The organism is Streptomyces sp. NPDC031479, from assembly GCF_055581065.1.
The window spans coordinates 1-16,478 of sequence record NZ_JBVIKC010000054.1 but is presented as its reverse complement, the minus strand read 5'-3'; the positions used below and the strand labels follow the sequence as shown (position 1 = coordinate 16,478).

General features: G+C 71.8%; 17 protein-coding genes. 10 read left to right on the top strand and 7 right to left on the bottom strand.

From position 1 onward, the window contains the following. The first annotated feature begins 71 nt into the window (after positions 1 to 71). Positions 72 to 917, top strand: a complete 846-nt coding sequence (locus tag ACZ5D2_RS35575; protein WP_371676882.1) for a polysaccharide deacetylase family protein — start codon at positions 72 to 74, stop codon at positions 915 to 917. 154 nt (positions 918 to 1,071) lie between these two features. After that, positions 1,072 to 1,392, top strand: coding sequence for a nuclear transport factor 2 family protein (locus ACZ5D2_RS35570; RefSeq protein WP_280919524.1), 321 nt, complete (start codon positions 1,072 to 1,074; stop codon positions 1,390 to 1,392). Positions 1,393 to 1,408: 16 nt separating this feature from the next. Here ACZ5D2_RS35570 and ACZ5D2_RS35565 read toward each other — a convergent pair whose 3' ends face one another. Beyond that, positions 1,409 to 2,533, bottom strand: coding sequence for a serine hydrolase domain-containing protein (locus tag ACZ5D2_RS35565; protein ID WP_468935245.1), 1,125 nt, complete (start codon positions 2,531 to 2,533; stop codon positions 1,409 to 1,411). A gap of 194 nt (positions 2,534 to 2,727) precedes the next feature. On the opposite strand from ACZ5D2_RS35565, the gene ACZ5D2_RS35560 reads away from it, so the two are divergent. Next, positions 2,728 to 3,354 (top strand): hypothetical protein, encoded by a 627-nt coding sequence (locus tag ACZ5D2_RS35560; protein ID WP_371676880.1) that lies wholly within the window; start codon positions 2,728 to 2,730, stop codon positions 3,352 to 3,354. Between the two features lie 160 nt (positions 3,355 to 3,514). Here the strand turns inward: ACZ5D2_RS35560 and ACZ5D2_RS35555 are convergent, their stop codons facing one another. The 3 genes from ACZ5D2_RS35555 to ACZ5D2_RS35545 all read right to left on the bottom strand — a co-directional run bounded on the left by ACZ5D2_RS35555 (position 3,515) and on the right by ACZ5D2_RS35545 (position 6,158). Then, a complete protein-coding gene (locus ACZ5D2_RS35555) occupies positions 3,515 to 4,810 on the bottom strand; it encodes an extracellular solute-binding protein (RefSeq protein ID WP_468935243.1) in 1,296 nt (431 codons plus the stop codon). 301 nt (positions 4,811 to 5,111) lie between these two features. Then, on the bottom strand, positions 5,112 to 5,729 hold the full coding sequence (locus ACZ5D2_RS35550; protein ID WP_356220842.1) for an SMI1/KNR4 family protein: 618 nt from the start codon (positions 5,727 to 5,729) through the stop codon (positions 5,112 to 5,114). 60 nt (positions 5,730 to 5,789) lie between these two features. Beyond that, positions 5,790 to 6,158: a DUF192 domain-containing protein gene (locus ACZ5D2_RS35545; protein ID WP_371676879.1), complete on the bottom strand. Its 369-nt coding sequence runs from the start codon at positions 6,156 to 6,158 to the stop codon at positions 5,790 to 5,792. A 96-nt stretch (positions 6,159 to 6,254) separates the two neighbouring features. Between ACZ5D2_RS35545 and ACZ5D2_RS35540 the strand changes: the two genes are divergently transcribed. After that, a complete protein-coding gene (locus ACZ5D2_RS35540) occupies positions 6,255 to 6,968 on the top strand; it encodes a prepilin peptidase (RefSeq protein WP_468935239.1) in 714 nt (237 codons plus the stop codon). Positions 6,969 to 7,099: 131 nt separating this feature from the next. Here the strand turns inward: ACZ5D2_RS35540 and mgrA are convergent, their stop codons facing one another. Then, positions 7,100 to 8,137 (bottom strand): L-glyceraldehyde 3-phosphate reductase, encoded by a 1,038-nt coding sequence (gene mgrA, locus ACZ5D2_RS35535; protein ID WP_371676877.1) that lies wholly within the window; start codon positions 8,135 to 8,137, stop codon positions 7,100 to 7,102. 127 nt (positions 8,138 to 8,264) lie between these two features. On the opposite strand from mgrA, the gene ACZ5D2_RS35530 reads away from it, so the two are divergent. The 5 genes from ACZ5D2_RS35530 (at position 8,265) to ACZ5D2_RS35510 (ending at position 13,984) form a co-directional block, all read left to right on the top strand. Next, on the top strand, positions 8,265 to 9,026 hold the full coding sequence (locus ACZ5D2_RS35530) for an isoprenyl transferase (protein ID WP_266841925.1): 762 nt from the start codon (positions 8,265 to 8,267) through the stop codon (positions 9,024 to 9,026). Positions 9,027 to 9,342: 316 nt separating this feature from the next. Then, complete coding sequence (locus tag ACZ5D2_RS35525; protein WP_030226246.1) at positions 9,343 to 10,659, top strand: PhoH family protein; 1,317 nt, start codon at positions 9,343 to 9,345, stop codon at positions 10,657 to 10,659. Positions 10,660 to 11,092: 433 nt separating this feature from the next. Further along, positions 11,093 to 11,815 (top strand): aggregation-promoting factor C-terminal-like domain-containing protein, encoded by a 723-nt coding sequence (locus tag ACZ5D2_RS35520; RefSeq protein ID WP_371676876.1) that lies wholly within the window; start codon positions 11,093 to 11,095, stop codon positions 11,813 to 11,815. Between the two features lie 116 nt (positions 11,816 to 11,931). After that, positions 11,932 to 13,275: an AI-2E family transporter gene (locus ACZ5D2_RS35515; RefSeq protein WP_468935233.1), complete on the top strand. Its 1,344-nt coding sequence runs from the start codon at positions 11,932 to 11,934 to the stop codon at positions 13,273 to 13,275. Next, positions 13,259 to 13,984 (top strand): hypothetical protein, encoded by a 726-nt coding sequence (locus ACZ5D2_RS35510; protein ID WP_371676874.1) that lies wholly within the window; start codon positions 13,259 to 13,261, stop codon positions 13,982 to 13,984. The genes ACZ5D2_RS35515 and ACZ5D2_RS35510 overlap by 17 nt, the downstream gene beginning before the upstream one ends. Before the next feature lie 59 nt (positions 13,985 to 14,043). Here the strand turns inward: ACZ5D2_RS35510 and ACZ5D2_RS35505 are convergent, their stop codons facing one another. Both ACZ5D2_RS35505 and ACZ5D2_RS35500 read right to left on the bottom strand, forming a co-directional pair. After that, positions 14,044 to 14,583 (bottom strand): alkyl hydroperoxide reductase, encoded by a 540-nt coding sequence (locus tag ACZ5D2_RS35505; protein ID WP_030226238.1) that lies wholly within the window; start codon positions 14,581 to 14,583, stop codon positions 14,044 to 14,046. A gap of 3 nt (positions 14,584 to 14,586) precedes the next feature. Further along, positions 14,587 to 15,141, bottom strand: a complete 555-nt coding sequence (locus ACZ5D2_RS35500; RefSeq protein ID WP_030226236.1) for a peroxiredoxin — start codon at positions 15,139 to 15,141, stop codon at positions 14,587 to 14,589. Positions 15,142 to 15,276: 135 nt separating this feature from the next. On the opposite strand from ACZ5D2_RS35500, the gene ACZ5D2_RS35495 reads away from it, so the two are divergent. Then, positions 15,277 to 16,260, top strand: coding sequence for a hydrogen peroxide-inducible genes activator (locus ACZ5D2_RS35495; RefSeq protein WP_371676873.1), 984 nt, complete (start codon positions 15,277 to 15,279; stop codon positions 16,258 to 16,260). The last annotated feature ends 218 nt before the right edge of the window (positions 16,261 to 16,478 follow it).

Sequence of the window (16,478 nt, the reverse complement as noted above, 5' to 3'; positions counted from 1 at the left end):
GTGGAACCCGGCCCGCTTCCAAGACGTCATGACCCACAGGACCCTCACAAGTCCGGATGGGGAGTGGACTCATGACGCGCACGCAGAAGCAGGCCCTGCGGACCCGGATGGCGGTCGGCGCCTCCGCCGTGGCCGTCGCGGCGACCGTCTGGGGCGTGACGGCCCTGGTCGCCGCGGACGGCCACACCGCCCACCGGCAGGGCAGCGCCTCGCGCCAGGGCGAAGCGGACGGCGGGCCGGACGAGGGGGGCACCGGCGGGGCCGCCACCGGCGCGGGCGGCGCCCCCGCCGCACCGGCGGGACTGCCCGACACCATCGCCCACGCCTCCGAGGGCGGCGGGAACACCGTCAACATCACCATCGACGACGGCCCCGACCCCCGCTGGACCCCACAGGTCCTCGACGTCCTGGCCCGCCACGACGTGAAGGCCGTCTTCTGCATGATCGGCCCGCAGGCCAAGGCCCACCCGGAGCTGGTCAAGCAGGTCGTCGCGGCCGGCCACAGGCTCTGCGACCACACCATGAGCCACGACACGGCCATGGACAAGAAGCCCGTCGCGTACCAGGAGGCGCAGATCGTCGACGCGAAGAAGCTGATCGAGGAGGCGGCGGGCGGCGGCGCGAGGGTCGAGTACTACCGGGCCCCCGGCGGGGCCTTCACCCCCGACAGCCGGCGGATCGCCGCCGCCCAGGGCATGCGCCCGCTCGGCTGGAACGTCGACACCAAGGACTTCGGCAAGCCCGGGACCGCCGCCATCGTCGCCGCCGTCAAGCGTGAGATCGGCAACGGCCCCACCGTGCTCTTCCACGACGGGGGCGGCGACCGCCGGCAGACCGTCGAGGCCCTCGACCAGGTGCTGACCTGGCTGAAGGAGCAGGGCCGGCCGACCGGCTTCCCGGTCCGCACCGCCCCCTGAGCCGCGCCCGCACCGCCCCCCTGAAACCCCGCCGCACCGCCGCCTGACACGCCGTCCGGCGGCGAACGGGTGAGGGTCGCCGCGCCCGCGGCCGCCACGGTGTTCCCTGGTCGCGCACGCAGCACGGTACGCACGCAGCCGCCCAGGAGCCCCCGTGATCGACCCCACCCAGCTGACCGACCCCGCCGTCCGCGCCTTCGTCACCGCCGTGAACGCCGGGGACCGCACGGCCTTCCACGCGGTCCTGACCCCCGGCGCGACCATGTCCGACGACGGTTCGGACCGCGACGTCGACGACTGGTCGGAGCGGGAGATCTGGTCCTGCCACGGCCACATGTCGGTCGATTCCGAAGCCGACGGGGGCCGCTCCCTGGTGGTCGACTACCGCAACGACACCTGGGGCGAGATGCGCACCGCCTGGCGGTTCGAGATCGCCGACGGCCACGTCGTCCGCTTCGAGACCGGCCAGGCCTGATCCACGGGTCCCGGGGCTACAGCCCCCGCGCCACCCCCAACACCGCCGCCGTCAGCGGACCGTTCTCCGGGCCCACACCGCCCGGGAAGCCGAAACGGCGGCGCGTGTACCCGTACGCGACGCCCGTGACCGGGTCGCCGAAGCCGAGCCCGCCCGACGCGCCGCAGTGCCCGAAGGCCTCCGGGCCCACCGCGTGCTGCCGTTCGAAGCCCAGACCGAAGTGGTCGGCCTCCGGAACGACCGAGTCCGCGCCCGGGGTGTGCGGTCGCGCTACATCCGCCAGGGTGTCCGGCTTCAGCAGCGCCGGGAGGCCGTTCAGCCCGCCGATGGCCGCCGCGTACAGGTCCGCCACCGCGCGCGCCGTGCCGACGCCGCCCGCGGAGGCCGGGCCCCGGCCCTTCACCTGCGGGTGGTTGGCGTACGCGACCAGGTCCATCGCGGGCTCCCGGTGCCAGTTGAAGGCGATCTTCAACAGCTCCGGCAGCGGCTCGCCCGAGGCCAGCACCTCCAGCTGGGCCGGGGTCGGCGCCATCTCCAGGACCGGCTTCCAGCGGCCCTCCTGGGAGGCCGGCAGACCCATGTACAGGTCCAGCCCGTAGGGGACCCGCAGCCGCTCCTCGTAGACCTCCCGGAGGGAGCGGCCGGTCGCCCGCCGGACCACCTCGCCCGTCAGGGCGCCGATCACGAAGGCGTGGTAGCCGTACGCCGTACCGGGCTCCCAGTAGGGCTCGGCGCCGGCCAGCCGCGCCGCGATCAGCGCGTCGTCCGCGATCTCCTCGTACGAGAAGCCCTCGGGGGTGTTGATCAGCCCGGAGCCGTGCGCGACCAGCTGCCGCACCGTCAGGCGCTCCTTGCCGTGCCCCGTGAACTCCGGCCAGTACGAGGACACCGGGCGCTCCAGGTCCAGTACGCCCTCCTGCGCCAGCAGGGCCACCACCAGGTGCGCGGCACCCTTGGTGATCGAGTAGACCCCGGTCAGGGTGTCCCCCTCGGTGTCCTCGCCGCCCCACAGGTCGACGACGACCCGCCCGTGGTGACGCACCGACAGCTGGGCCTCGGGCGAGGCGTGCTCGCCGGTCACGAAGGCCTCGAACTCCTCCCGCACAGGCTCCCAGCCCGCCGCCACCGTTCCGTTCACCATCACGCCCATGGCATCCCCCGTTCGTCGCACGCGGATCTTTCCGCAGTGTCCGTCGGCAGCCAACCAGAGGCGGTGGGATCGTATTCCTGTCGGATCCGGGAGTTCGTCACCTGCGCGCGCCCGGCCCGCTCCCGTACGGGTGAACGCGCCCGCGGCGTCGTTCCGGCCCGCCGCGGGCTCCCGTTGGGCCGTGCATGAACCGCACCCGCACCGTCGCCCTCAGCCTCGCCGCCGCCGTCGCGGCCCTCGCGCCCGCCCTCGGACAGGCCGCCGCCACCGCCGCGCAGGGCACGGCCTACCTCCAGGACCCGGCGGGCGACGAGAAGGCGATGAAGTCCATGTGGACCAAGGACGACATGCACAAGGTGGAGGGACAGCTCCGCTTCCACCCGGGAGTGCAGTACAAGACGGTGTCCCGGCCCGGTCCGCAGGAAGCGCCCGAGTGGAAGCGCCAGGTGGGCGATCCCAAGACGCTGGCCTGGCAGCCCTCGTACGAGTTCGCCTGGGCGGTCTCCGACTCGGCGGTCGTGAAGAAGGCCCTGACCACCAAGGACGGCAACCAGCCGATCGTCGTCCACGCGGTGCTGCGCGACGCGAAGGGGGCCGCGGTCGGTGAGGTGCGCAAGGAACTGTCCGGGCAGCCGGCGACGGGGCGTCAGAAGGTGGCGGGGAACGAGCGGATCGCGTGCGACACCGGTCGGTACACGGTGGAGTGGTCGGTCACCCGGACCGGCTACGGGACGCTGACGGGCAGCCTGCCCTGGGACTCCAGCTGCGAGCAGTACCGGACGGCGTTCGCCGCGGAGAACGGGGCGCACTAGCCCCGCGGAGGAGGCGGGGGAGGGGAGGCCTGGCGCCCCGGCACCTTGTGGGTGCTCGGCGGGCGACCGGGCCGGGGCCTTGGATCAAGGCCGTCACGGTCATGGTGCCGTACGGGATGGGTACGGGCGGAGGGTCGAAGGTCCCGGATCGGGAGGCGCTTCAGTGCTTCTTCCCTGCCTCCGCCGCCTTCGCGGCCATGCCCTCCAGGATGGCCTTCGGGTCGCCGCCCGGCTCCACGGCCCGCCCGATCCCGCGCTTGATGGTGTCGCTGACCGTCACCCAGGTCGGGTCGTTGACGGGGTAGAGCTGGGCGCCGCGCAGGGCGGTCAGGAACTGCTCGTCGGTCTTGTCGAGACCCCCGCCCGCCGGGGTGCGGGAGGCCGTGACCGTCGAGGGCAGCAGGTGGTAGCGGCCCGCGAAGTCCGACAGGTACTTGTCCGCGTAGACGAAGTCGAGGAACCTGCCGATCTCGGCGCGGTGGTCGTTCTGCTTGAAGGCCATCATCCAGTCGGCCACGCCCACCGTCGGCGGGGTCTCGCCCGCACCCAGGCTGTCCGAGACCGGCATGGCGACGGCGCCGACGGTGATGCCCTTGGCGCGCGCCTCGTGGGAGAGCGACGGGTAGCCGTTGAGCATCCCCACCTCGCCGCGCAGGAAGGCGGCGAAGGCGTCCGCGCGGTTGAGGTGCGACGGCGGCGTCGGGCCGGTCAGGCCGGGGGCGACCAGCTGGTCCCGGAGCCAGCGGAGGGTGTAGATGTTCGCGTCGGAGGCCAGGGCGTAGTTGCCGCTGCTGTCGGCGTAGCCGCCGCCGTTGCTCAGCTCCCAGATCAGCGTCTCGGCGTGGGCCTCCTCGGGGCCCAGCGGAAGGGCGTACGGGTACTTCACGCCCTTGTCCTTGAGCGCCTTGGCGGCGGCCTTCAGGTCGGACCAGTTCTTCGGCTGCCAGGTGGCCGAACCGTCCTTGGGGATGACCCCGGCGTCCGCGAGCAGCTTCTGGTTGTAGAAGAGCAGACGGCTGCTCGCCACGAAGGGCAGGCCGTAGAGGGTGTTGCCGACCGAGCCCGCCTCGGCGAGGGGCTGGAGGAAGTTCGATTCGGCGGTGATGGAGAGGAGCTCGTCCGCGGAATACAGCTTTCCCTGGGCCGCGAAGTCCGAGTACGAGCCCATGAGGGCCATGTCGGGCGCCTTGCCGGCCTTGACCATCCGGGAGACCTCGCGGTCGATGTCGGCCCAGGGAAGCAGCTGGACCTCGACCTTGATGTCCGGGTTGGCCGCGGTGAAATCCTTCGTCACCTGGTCCCAGAAAGCCTTGGAGCTGTTGCCCGCATTGTCGCCGTATTCGGCCGCGACCAGGCGCAGGGTTCCGCTGTCCCCCGACCCGGCCTCGGAACTTCCGCAGCCGGAAAGCGGTATCAGCAGGCCGAAGACGGCCGCCGTGGCGGCAGCTCCGAACATTCTTCGTCGCACGGGTGGGTACCCCTGATTTTCTTTTGAGACCGGATATTACTTATGAGTTGCTCCGGGCTGGGGTGTCCCGCCGTGGCCCGTTGGCCGGAATTCTCTCCCGAGGGTGGCGCGGTTGATTCCATTGGGTCGGCAGTTGTGTTCAATGCTCCAAATTCCGCAATTCTCGCTCGTGTTTTCCGATACACGGTCCATGAATTGGACGCGCGTAGACATGCGCAGACATGCCGAAAAGCCCGTTTCCGGCCGGGAAACGGGCTGAAGGGTGTGGCGGGTGTGGCGGGTCGGCCGGCTAGTCGGCGAACTCGCCCGCGTAGGGGTCGGGCTCCCCGGTCTCGGGGTTGCGGCCCTCCTGCCAGCGGCGCTGGGCCTTGCGCCAGTGGACGAAGCTGAGGTGGCCGACGTCCCAGAAGGTGATGCCGACGGGGCTCACGTCGAACTCGTCGGAGCACAGCAGCAGCAGGAATTCGGCCATGCCGTACGGGTACACCGCGAACGCGTCGGCGGTGTGCCGCCCGACGACGAGGACCGGCCACCGGTCCGGGTCCGGGTCGGTGGTCAGCCAGCACAGGACGTCGGCGCCGCCGGTGACGCCCCACGCGACGATGGACTCCGGATCCACGTCGAAGGCGGCCCGGCCGCCCCCGTCCTCCCAGGCCTGCCGGGCGTTGGCGGTCTCCTCCGACATCTCCGCCGGGTCCCACTGGAGTCCGGGCTTGGGCAGCGGCAGCAGGATGCTGGCCTCGCCGTTGATGGAACCGGCCCCGTAACGCCCCATGAACGCGACGAAGTCGGCCGGGAAGCGGGTGCCCCAGACGGCCTCGGCCGCCTGCCAGTCGATGTCCTCGTCGGCGCCGTGCGTCGCCGGCATGATCTGCTCCAGCGCCTTGATCCGCGCGTTCTCCGTCATGCCGCTCCCCTGCGCGCCCCAGCTCAACCGCCCCAACCTACCGCCCGAGCGCCCGCGGACCTAGGCGGTGTCGAGACGGTCCCGCGGCCGCACCCCGACCCGGATCCCGGGGCGCAGCCCCCAGCCCGCCATCGCACCCGCCTCCGCCTCCAGGACGTGCCGGGAGAGCGGGCGGGGCAGGCCCAGGCGGCCCGGCGGCATCGTCACCACGGCGCGGACCCGCAGGCTCCGGTCCAGGTAGGCCACGTCGATCGCGAACCGCATCCGGAAGGTGTGCACGCTCGCCGCCGGGGTCAGCAGCAGGGCCCCCTCGATGCCGTCCCGCCCCAGGAGCCCGCGCGTACGCGCCCGGTACGAGGCGGCCACCTCCAGCGGCACCGCCACCCCGCCGACCTGGAGGATCCCGTACCCGTCGCCCCACCGCGTCATGGCGGCCACCCTAGAGGCTCCCGCCCCCGGCCCCCACCCCTGCGGGGAAAGGGGAAACGGCCCCGGCGTCCGCGTACCGCGGTCTACCGTCGGCGGATGGGCCACGCCGTGATCGTCCTCCTCGCCGTCGCGTACGGCGCCGCCGCCGGGCTGGGGCTGCCGCGCGCCGCGTACCGGCTCTCCGTGGAGCCCGGGGAGCCCTGGCGGCGTAGCTGCCCCCGGGGACACCCGCTCGCCGGATGGCTCGGCCCCGCCCGCTGCGCGGGGCGCCGCTACGGGCCCGCGGGGGCCTGGGCGGCCTCCGCGGCCGTCTGCGGGGCGCTCGCCGCCGGAGTGGGCCCGCGCCCCGAGGCGGCGGCGTACGTGCTGCTCGCCCCGGCGCTGGTGCTGCTGGCCCTCGTCGACCTCGCCGTCCACCGGCTGCCCGACGTGCTCACCCTGCCGCTGGCCGCCGCCACCGCCGCGCTCCTCGGCGCCGCCGCGCTGCTGCCCGGCGCCGCCGGCTCGTGGCGGCTCGCGCTGCTGGGCGGGGTCGCGCTCGGGGCCGCGTACCTCCTGCTGTTCCTGATCAACCCCGCCGGGATGGGCCTCGGCGACGTCAAGCTGGCGCTCCCGCTCGGGGTCGCTCTTGGGTGGTACGGGTGGGGGGTATGGCTCGCCGGGGCCTTCCTGGGCCTCCTCTACGGGGCCCTGTACGGCCTCGGCCTGGTGCTCAGGGGCCGGGCGACCCGTACGGCGGGCTTCGCCTTCGGCCCCTTCATGGCCGCCGGCGCCCTCACCGGAGTGCTGCTGGGCGGATTCGGAGCGTAATCGTTTCGCGGCAATGCACGCATCTCGCTTTACGAAGGGTTATGGTGGAACCCCCCCCTCGGGCCGGTCCGTATCCCCCCCACGGACCGGCCCGTTTTTTTCTTTCCGCCCCTTCTGGGCAAAAACGCAGGTCAGCCGCGCTGGGCCCAGATGTTGGTGCCGGGGGTGGAGACGGCGAAGGAGTCGATCTCCTTCAGCTCCTCCGCCGACAGCGGCGCCGCGGCCAGCGCGGCCACGTTCTCCTCCAGCTGCCGCACGCTCGACGCGCCGATCAGCGCGGAGGTCATCCGCTCGTCGCGCAGCACCCACGTCAGCGCCAGCTGCGCCAGCGACTGCCCGCGCCGCGCGGCGATCTCGTTCAGGCCGGCGAGGCGGCCGAGGACGTCCTCGGAGAGCAGGTCCGGGTTGAGGGACTTGCCCTGGCTGGCCCGCGAGCCCTCCGGGATGCCGCCCAGGTACTTGCCGGTCAGCAGGCCCTGCGCGAGCGGCGCGAAGGAGATGCAGCCCATGCCGGCCTCCTCCAGGGTGTCCAGCAGCCCGTCCTCCTCCGTCCAGCGGTTGATCATGGAGTACGAGGGCTGGTGGATCAGCGGCCGCACGCCCATCCCGCGCAGGATCCGCGCCGCCTCGGCCGTCTGCTCCGCCGTGTACGAGGACACGCCGACGTAGAGCGCCTTGCCCTGCTGGACCGCGGACGCGAGCGCGCCCATGGTCTCCTCCAGCGGGGTCTCCGGGTCGAAGCGGTGCGAGTAGAAGACGTCGACGTAGTCCACGCCCATCCGCTTCAGCGACGCGTCGAGCGAGCCGAGGAGGTACTTGCGGCTGCCCCACTCACCGTAGGGGCCCGGGTGCATCAGGTAGCCGGCCTTGGTGGAGAGCACCAGCTCCTCGCGGTAGGACGCGAAGTCCTGCGCGAAGATCTTGCCGAAGTTCAGCTCGGCCGAGCCGGGCGGCGGGCCGTAGTTGTTGGCCAGGTCGAAGTGGGTGACGCCGAGGTCGAAGGCGCGGCGGAGGATGGCCCGCTGGGACTCCAGGGACTTGTCGTCACCGAAGTTGTGCCAGAGGCCGAGGGAGATGGCCGGAAGCTTGAGGCCGCTGTGGCCGGTGCGCCGGTACTGCATGGAGTCGTAGCGCGAGGGCTCTGCCCGATAGGGATTGTTATCAGTCACGATGTCCTCCCTATCACGGACTTGTGACCGACCGAGTTGGGTACCCGATCCCGCCGCGCAGTAATGTGGCGGCCTCGGGGGAGACCGCAATCCGCACGGGGGCATTGCACGGAGGGGCTGGAAGATCGTGAAGCTGCGCGACCTGGTGTACAGGCTTTACGCACGCCGGGTGGAAGGCCGCCTCGACCACGACGCGTCGCCCAAGCACATCGGCGTCATCCTGGACGGGAACCGGCGCTGGGCCAAGGCGGCGGGGAGCACCACGGTGCAGGGCCATCAGGCCGGCGCCGACAAGATCTCCGAGATGCTCGGCTGGTGCACCGAGACGGACGTCGAGGTCGTCACCCTGTGGATGCTGTCCACGGACAACCTGGACCGGCCGGAGGTCGAGCTCCGCCCGCTGCTCAACATCATCGAGAACACGGTCCGGGGCCTCGCCGCGGACGGCCGCTGGCGCGTCCACCACGTGGGCAACCTCGACATCCTGCCCGCACAGACCCAGTCCGTGCTCAAGGAGGCCGAGCAGGCCACGCACGACGTCGACGGGATACTCGTCAACGTCGCCGTGGGCTACGGAGGCCGTCAGGAGATCGCGGACGCCGTGCGCTCGCTGCTCCTGGAGCACGCCGAGAAGGGCACCTCCTTCGAGGAGCTCGCCGAGGTCCTGGACATCGACCACATCGCCGAGCACCTCTACACGCGCGGCCAGCCCGACCCGGACCTGGTGATCCGCACCAGCGGCGAGCAGCGGCTGTCCGGATTCATGCTGTGGCAGAGCGCCCACTCGGAGTACTACTTCTGCGAGGTCTTCTGGCCGGCCTTCCGCAAGGTCGACTTCCTGCGCGCCCTGCGCGACTACGCCGCCCGCCACCGGCGCTACGGCACCTGACCCCGCGGAGCTGACGCCCCTTCGGCCCCTCCCGCCCCCTCGCGAACCCTTCACCAGGGATTCACCGAGCGTCCGTCATATGCCATGGCATGGCGGCGCATGTTCGAGGGCATAACCCAGGCAGGTCGACGCCCGGTCCACGGGTGTCGAGTCTCAGCGGACGGCACAGGGCCGTCCGCCCGGGAGGCCCTTTGCACCAGGACGCGCGTGCGGTTCGCACGGACGGATTGGAGGGCCGGAATTCGGCCCTGGCAGGGGTGCCGTTGACCGGTCCGGTCTTCATGGCCCGACCTCTTCCGAGGGGGTACGTCCTTCCGTGGTGACCAGCACAAAGCGCCGCCTGCCCGACAGGCGGACCTACGTCCTCGACACCAGCGTCCTGCTGGCAGACCCCAACGCCTTCTCCCGCTTCGACGAGCACGAGGTCGTGCTCCCGATCGTGGTGATCACAGAGCTGGAGGCAAAGAGGCACCATCCCGAACTCGGCTACTTCGCGCGTCAGGCCCTGCGCCTGCTCGACGACTTCCGGGTCCGCTACGGTCGCCTCGACGCCCCCATCCCGCTGGGCGATCTGGGCGGGACCCTGCGCGTCGAGCTCAACCACTCCGACCCGGGCGTCCTGCCCGCCGGCTTCCGGCTGGGGGACAACGACTCGCGCATCCTCGCGGTCGCCCGCAACCTCCAGGCCGAGGGCTACGACGTCACGGTCGTCTCGAAGGACCTTCCCCTGCGCATCAAGGCCTCCTCCGTGGGGCTGCTCGCGGAGGAGTACCGCGCGGAACTCGCGATCACCGGTGCCGGCTGGACCGGCATGAGCGAGCTCGCCCTCTCCGGGGAGCAGGTGGACCTCCTCTACTCCGAGGAACGGCTCTACGTACCGGAGGCCGCGGAGCTGCCCGTGCACACCGGACTGGTCCTGCAGTCCGAGCGCGGCAAGGCCCTGGGCCGGGTCACGGCCGACGGCAACGTGAAGCTCGTCCGGGGCGACCGGGAGGCCTTCGGACTGCACGGCCGCAGCGCCGAACAGCGCATCGCCCTCGACCTGCTGCTCGACCCGGAGATCGGGATCATGTCGATGGGCGGCCGGGCCGGCACCGGAAAGTCGGCGCTGGCGCTCTGCGCGGGCCTGGAGGCGGTCCTGGAGCGCAGGCAGCACAAGAAGGTGATGGTCTTCCGCCCGCTGTACGCGGTCGGCGGCCAGGACCTCGGCTACCTGCCCGGCGACGCGTCCGAGAAGATGAGCCCCTGGGCGCAGGCGGTCTTCGACACCCTCTCGGCGGTGGCCGGGCGCGAGGTCATCGAGGAGGTGCTGGGCCGCGGGATGCTGGAGGTCCTGCCGCTCACGCACATCCGCGGCCGTTCGCTCCACGACTCCTTCGTGATCGTGGACGAGGCCCAGTCGCTGGAGCGCAACGTCCTGCTGACCGTTCTGTCCCGGATCGGGGCCAATTCGCGGGTGGTTCTGACCCACGACGTGGCCCAGCGGGACAATCTGCGGGTCGGCCGGTACGACGGAGTGGTCGCCGTCGTTGAGAAGCTGAAGGGGCATCCGCTCTTCGCCCACGTCACGCTGACCCGTTCCGAGCGCTCCCCGATCGCGGCCCTGGTCACCGAGATGCTCGAAACGCTCTGACCGGCACCGATCGCCCACCCGGCCCGAAAGGGTCAAAAACCCCATAGCGGGAAGGCGAGTTGGCGCCGCCCGGCAAAGGCCCAGGAGCCTAGCCGGGCGGCGTCGTGCTGCACAGGGCTTTGTCGAAAACAACGGCAACATGCCAGGTGTGACCTTTCCCACGCAACGTGGAATTGCCCTGCGGCGTCGAGGTCCGGCAGAGTCTGTTTTCCGTCAGGCCCCGCATACGGCACACCTGTATCTCCCGTGGGATACGCGCAGCACCACAACTCCACAGCCGATGTCCGTATGCCGCCCGGTTTCACGTGGCAGCCCCCGCAGGGGAGTTGCCCACGGGCCCGCGTCTCCAGTGACCGAACCTTCCCGGAGACCAGTGTCGAGGGGCACTCTCGCGCCCGCGCGGTCACTGCGGACGCTGCTGGAAGGACACCGTGTGAGCCGGATTTCGGTCCGGGGGTTCGCAGTGGCTTCGGCCACCGCGGTCACCACCGTCGGCGCAGTCGTCGGCGTCGCCACCGGCGACGCCGCCTCCTCGAACGACATCGAGACCACCGCGTCGGGTGCGACTCTCCTCACTGACATCCCGGTCGGCGAGCAGGCCCAGGTCCAGAGCGCGTCCCTGACGCAGCAGGCCGACGCCATCGCCCACGCCGCCGACACCGACGCCAAGCGCTCGGCGGAAGAGGCTGCCCGCATCCAGGCCGCCGAGGACGCCAAGTCCAAGAAGGCCGACGCCGAGAAGGCGGAGAAGGCCAAGCAGGACGAGGCCGAGGCCAAGCTCAAGAAGGAGCGCGAGGAGAAGGACGAGGTCGCGAGCCGGTCCGCCACCCGCGACGCCGGTGACTTCCCCCTCCAGGGCTCCTACACGGTCTCGCAGGTCAAGGCCATCGCGCAGCAGCTGGTCCCCTCGGGCCAGTACCAGTGCTTCTCCAACATCATCAACGAGGAATCCACCTGGAACTACCAGGCGGTCAACTCCTCCTCGGGCGCCTACGGCCTGGTCCAGGCGCTCCCCGGTTCGAAGATGGCCTCGGCCGGCTCGGACTGGCGCACCAACCCGGCCACTCAGATCAAGTGGGGCCTGGGCTACATGAACGAGCGCTACGGCAGCCCGTGCAGTGCCTGGAGCTTCCACCAGGCCAACGGCTGGTACTAGCGGAACCGCCTCCGGGCCGGTTCAACCTTGAGGGGCCCCGCACCGTCCTACGGTGCGGGGCCCCTCGCGTGTACGGTCGTGCGAGGTGTGACCGTAGGACGGGGGAAGGGAACGAGATGTCGAAGAGGGCAGGCTGGCTCGGCCGGCTCGGCAGCAGACTGAGCCGGATGGAGGCGCGCCTCGACGAACGGCGGGCCGAGGTCGAGGCCGAGGCCACCGGGGAGCCGGTGGCGCCCGTCGTGGGCGCCGCCGAGGCGCCCGTCCCCGTACCGCAGGCCGTGTCCGGGGCGCTCCCGCCGCCGGCCAAGCCCGATCCGGTGACCGTCATCCCCTGGGGCATGCGCGTGGCCGCCGAGGCCAGCTGGCGGCTGCTGCTGCTCGCCGGGATGCTCTGGGTGCTGATGAAGGTGATCAGCGAAGTCCGGCTGGTCGTCCTCGCCTTCGCGGCCGCCCTGCTGGTGACCGCGCTGCTCCAGCCCTTCGTGGTCCGGCTGCGCAGGCTCGGGCTGCCGAGGGGGCTGGCCACCGCCGTCACGGCGATCCTGGGCTTCGTCGTGATCGGACTGGTCGGCTGGTTCGTGGTCTGGCAGGTCATGGAGAACCTCGACGACCTCTCCAACCGGCTGCGCGAGGGCATCAACGAGCTCAAGAGCTGGGCCCTGGACAGCCCGTTCCACGTGACCGAGAAGCAGATCAACGACATCGCGAAGAACCTCAGCGAGACGATCGGCACCAACACCGAGGAGATCACCTCCGCCGGGCTCCAGGGCGTGACGGTCCTGGTAGAGGTGCTGACGGGCATGCTGCTCGCGATGTTCTCGACGCTCTTCCTGCTCTACGACGGCGCGAAGATCTGGAACTGGGTGCTCGGCCTGGTCCCGGCCGCGGCCCGCCCCGGCCTCTCGGGCGCCGGTCCGCGCGCCTGGCGCACGCTCACCGCGTACGTGCGCGGCACCGTCCTCGTCGCGCTCATCGACGCCGTCTTCATCGGCCTCGGGCTCTACTTCCTCGACGTGACGATGGCCGTGCCGCTGGCCGTGTTCATCTTCCTGTTCGCCTTCATCCCGCTGGTCGGCGCCGTGGTCTCCGGGGCGCTCGCCGTGGTCGTGGCGCTGGTGACGCAGGGGCCGTTCATCGCCCTGATGGTGCTGCTGGTGGTGCTGGCGGTGCAGCAGATCGAGGGGCACGTGCTCCAGCCCTTCATCCTGGGCCGCGCGGTACGGGTCCACCCGCTCGCGGTGGTGCTCTCGGTCGCGGCCGGCGGGATGATCGCGGGGATCGGCGGCGCGGTGGTCGCCGTACCGCTGGTCGCCGTCACGAACACGGTCGTCGGCTACCTGCGGGCCCACGCCCGCGAGCGGCACCTCCCGTCCGTCGCGATGGGTCCGGCCCCGCACGGCGCCACCGCCACGGCCGTGGCCGTGACGGGGCCGGGGGCCGGCGATGATCAGCGAGCCTGAGCTCGAAGGGGACTGGCCCGCGGGCCGGCCCGCCGGGGAGGCCCGGCCGGACGCTCCGTTCGCGCCGTCGTCCCCGTCCCCGTCCCCGTCTCCGTCCGCGCCCCCGTCCCCGCCGTCGGGCGGCGGGCGCGTGCCGTGGCGGTGGGCGCTGGGCGGGGCGGTGCTGGCCTCGGTGGTGTGGGCGGGCGTACTGGTCGTGCAGGAACGTTCCGCCGAGGCCGGGCCGCCGATCCGCTACCGGCACGCCGAGAACCTGTGCGACGAGGCGCCCCTCCGGATGCTCTCCGGGATCGGCGGCTCGGTCGACGGGAGGACGACCAAACACGGCGAGGGCCCCGTCCAGGACTGGTCCTACTGCGCGGTCGGCATGAGCGGCGCCGACAGGATGCCCGGCTACGAGAACCAGGTCGTGGTCGAGTTGCACAAGAAGGCCGATCCCGGTCCGGAGTTCGGGACCGGTCCGGGACTGGAGCCCGGCACGCGGCTGGTGGGCGCCGAGGTGGAGCAGGTCCCCGGGCTCGGGGAACGGGCGCTGCTGACCACGCAGGTGGGTCAGGTCCGGCTGCAGGTGCTCGACGGCGGGGCGGTCTTCACCCTGAGCGCCCGCTGGTTCGGCGTGAACGGCGGTGAGCAGGACCCGGACGACGACGCGGTCAAGACCGCGATGATCGAGGACATGCGCGCACTCATGGTCCGGCTGCGCAAGTGAACGCGCAGGGCCCCCACGGCCGGTGACGGCTGTGGGGGCCCTGTCGCTCGTGCGGGTGACTACTCGGCGGCCAGGGCCGCTTCGGCGTCGAGGGTGACGGCGACGGCCTGGATCACCGAGGCGATCTTGAAGGCCTCCTGGACCGTCTCGCGGTCCACGCCGGCCTTGCGCAGGACCTGCTCGTGCGAGTCCAGGCACTGGCCGCAGCCGTTGACCGCGGAGACCGCGAGCGACCACAGCTCGAAGTCGATCTTCTCCACGCCGGGGTTGCCGATGACGTTCATCCGCAGGCCCGCGCGCAGCGTGCCGTACTCCGGGTCGGAGAGCAGGTGGCGCGTGCGGTAGAAGACGTTGTTCATCGCCATGATCGCCGCGGCGGACTTGGCGGCGGTGTACGCCTCGGGCGACAGGGCCGCCTTCGCCTCGGGCTCCAGCTCGCGCAGGACGCGCGGGGAGCGGGAGGCGATCGCGCAGGACAGGACGGTGCCCCACAGCTGCTGCTGCGAGAGGGTGTCCTGATTGCCGATGACCGAACCGAGGTTCAGCTTCAGGTCCTTGGCGAAGTCCGGTATGGCGGACTTGAGGGAGTCGAGGGACATCCGTCACTCACCGGCCAGCAGGGCGCCCGCGTTGATGGTGTCGTCGCCCTTGTTCCAGTTGCAGGGGCACAGCTCGTCGGTCTGCAGGGCGTCGAGGACCCGCAGGACCTCCTTGGGGTTACGGCCCACGGAACCGGCGGTCACCATCGAGAACTGGATCTCGTTGTTCGGGTCCACGATGAAGACGGCGCGCATCGGCAGGCCGTCCTCGCCGAGGATGCCCAGCTCGGTCGACAGCTCGCGCTTGATGTCGGACATCATCGGGAAGGGCAGGTCACGCAGGTCGGCGTGGTCCTTGCGCCAGGCGTGGTGGACGTACTCGGAGTCGAGGGAGAAGCCGAGGACCTGCGCGTCACGGTCGGCGAACTCCTCGTTCAGCTTGCCGAAGGCGGCGATCTCCGTCGGGCACACGAAGGTGAAGTCCAGCGGCCACGCGAAGACGACCTTCCACTTGCCCTCGTAGGTCTTGTGGTCGATCTGCGCGAACTCGCTGCCGGCTTCGAGGGAGACGCAGGCGGTCAGGTCGTAGCTGGGGAACTTGTCACCGACAGTGAGCACGAACTCTCCTTGCGAACGGGAAAGTGACCCTTTTGGGGGCTTTCCGAAGGGGTTGGACGGATCTCACATGCTGACACAGCTGCATTGATTACGGAAATAGCTACTCTTGTGGTGGGTGATCGGAGGTGCCTATCAGTGGCTGTCGGTAATAGGGGACCGAAGCAGTTGAAGCAGACGCGGCAGACGAGGCAGGCCAAGCAGCCGACGCTGGCGCAGTTGCGCGCCTTCGCGGCGGTCGCGGAACACCTGCACTTCCGGGACGCCGCCGCGGCGATCGGCATGAGCCAGCCCGCGCTCTCGGGCGCCGTCTCCGCGCTGGAGGAGGCCCTCGGGGTGCAGCTGCTGGAGCGCACCACCCGCAAGGTGCTGCTCTCCCCGGCGGGCGAGCGGATCGCCGCCCGCGCGCGCGGCGTGCTCGACGCGATGGGCGGGCTGCTGGAGGAGGCCGAGGCGGTCCGGGCGCCCTTCACCGGGGTGCTGCGGCTCGGGGTGATCCCCACCGTGGCCCCGTACCTGCTGCCGACCGTGCTCGGGCTCTTCCAGCGGCGCTACCCGCGCATGGACCTCCAGGTGCACGAGGAGCAGACGGCCTCGCTGCTGGAGGGGCTGTCGGGCGGGCGCCTCGACCTGCTGCTGCTCGCGGTGCCGCTCGGCATGCCGGGCGTCACCGAACTGCCCCTCTTCGACGAGGACTTCGTCCTGCTGGCCCCGCGCGAGCACCCGCTGGCCGGGCGGCGCGACATCCCGCGCGAGGAACTGCGCGGCCTCCAGCTGCTGTTGCTCGACGAGGGCCACTGCCTGCGCGACCAGGCCCTGGACATCTGCCGCGAGGCGGGCCGCAGCGCCGGGGCGGACGTCACCACCACCGCCGCCGGACTGTCCACGCTCGTCCAGCTGGTCGCGGGCGGGCTCGGGGTCACCCTGCTGCCCCGCACCGCCCTGCGCCTGGAGACCGCCCGCAACGAGTACCTGGCCACCGGGTACTTCGCCGAGCCGGCCCCCTCGCGGCGGATCGCGCTGGCCATGCGGACCGGGACGGCCCGGCACGAGGAGTTCCGGGCCGTCGCCGCCGCGCTGCGCGAGGCGGTGCGCCCGCTCCCGGTGTGGCCCACCGACTGAGGCGGCCGTCCGGGAGGCGGCCGTCGCCGCCTCGCAGCGGTCGCTCCGTACGCAGACCGTCCGGGAGGGCGGGCCCGGTGGGGCGCTCCCGGCCGGACGGGGCGGTCAGCCGTCCGGCTGCGTGGTGGGGGGGGGGGGGGGGGGGGGGGGGGGGGGGGGGGGGGGGGGGGGGGGGGGGGGGGGGGGGGGGGGGGGGGGGGGGGGGGGGGGGGGGGGGG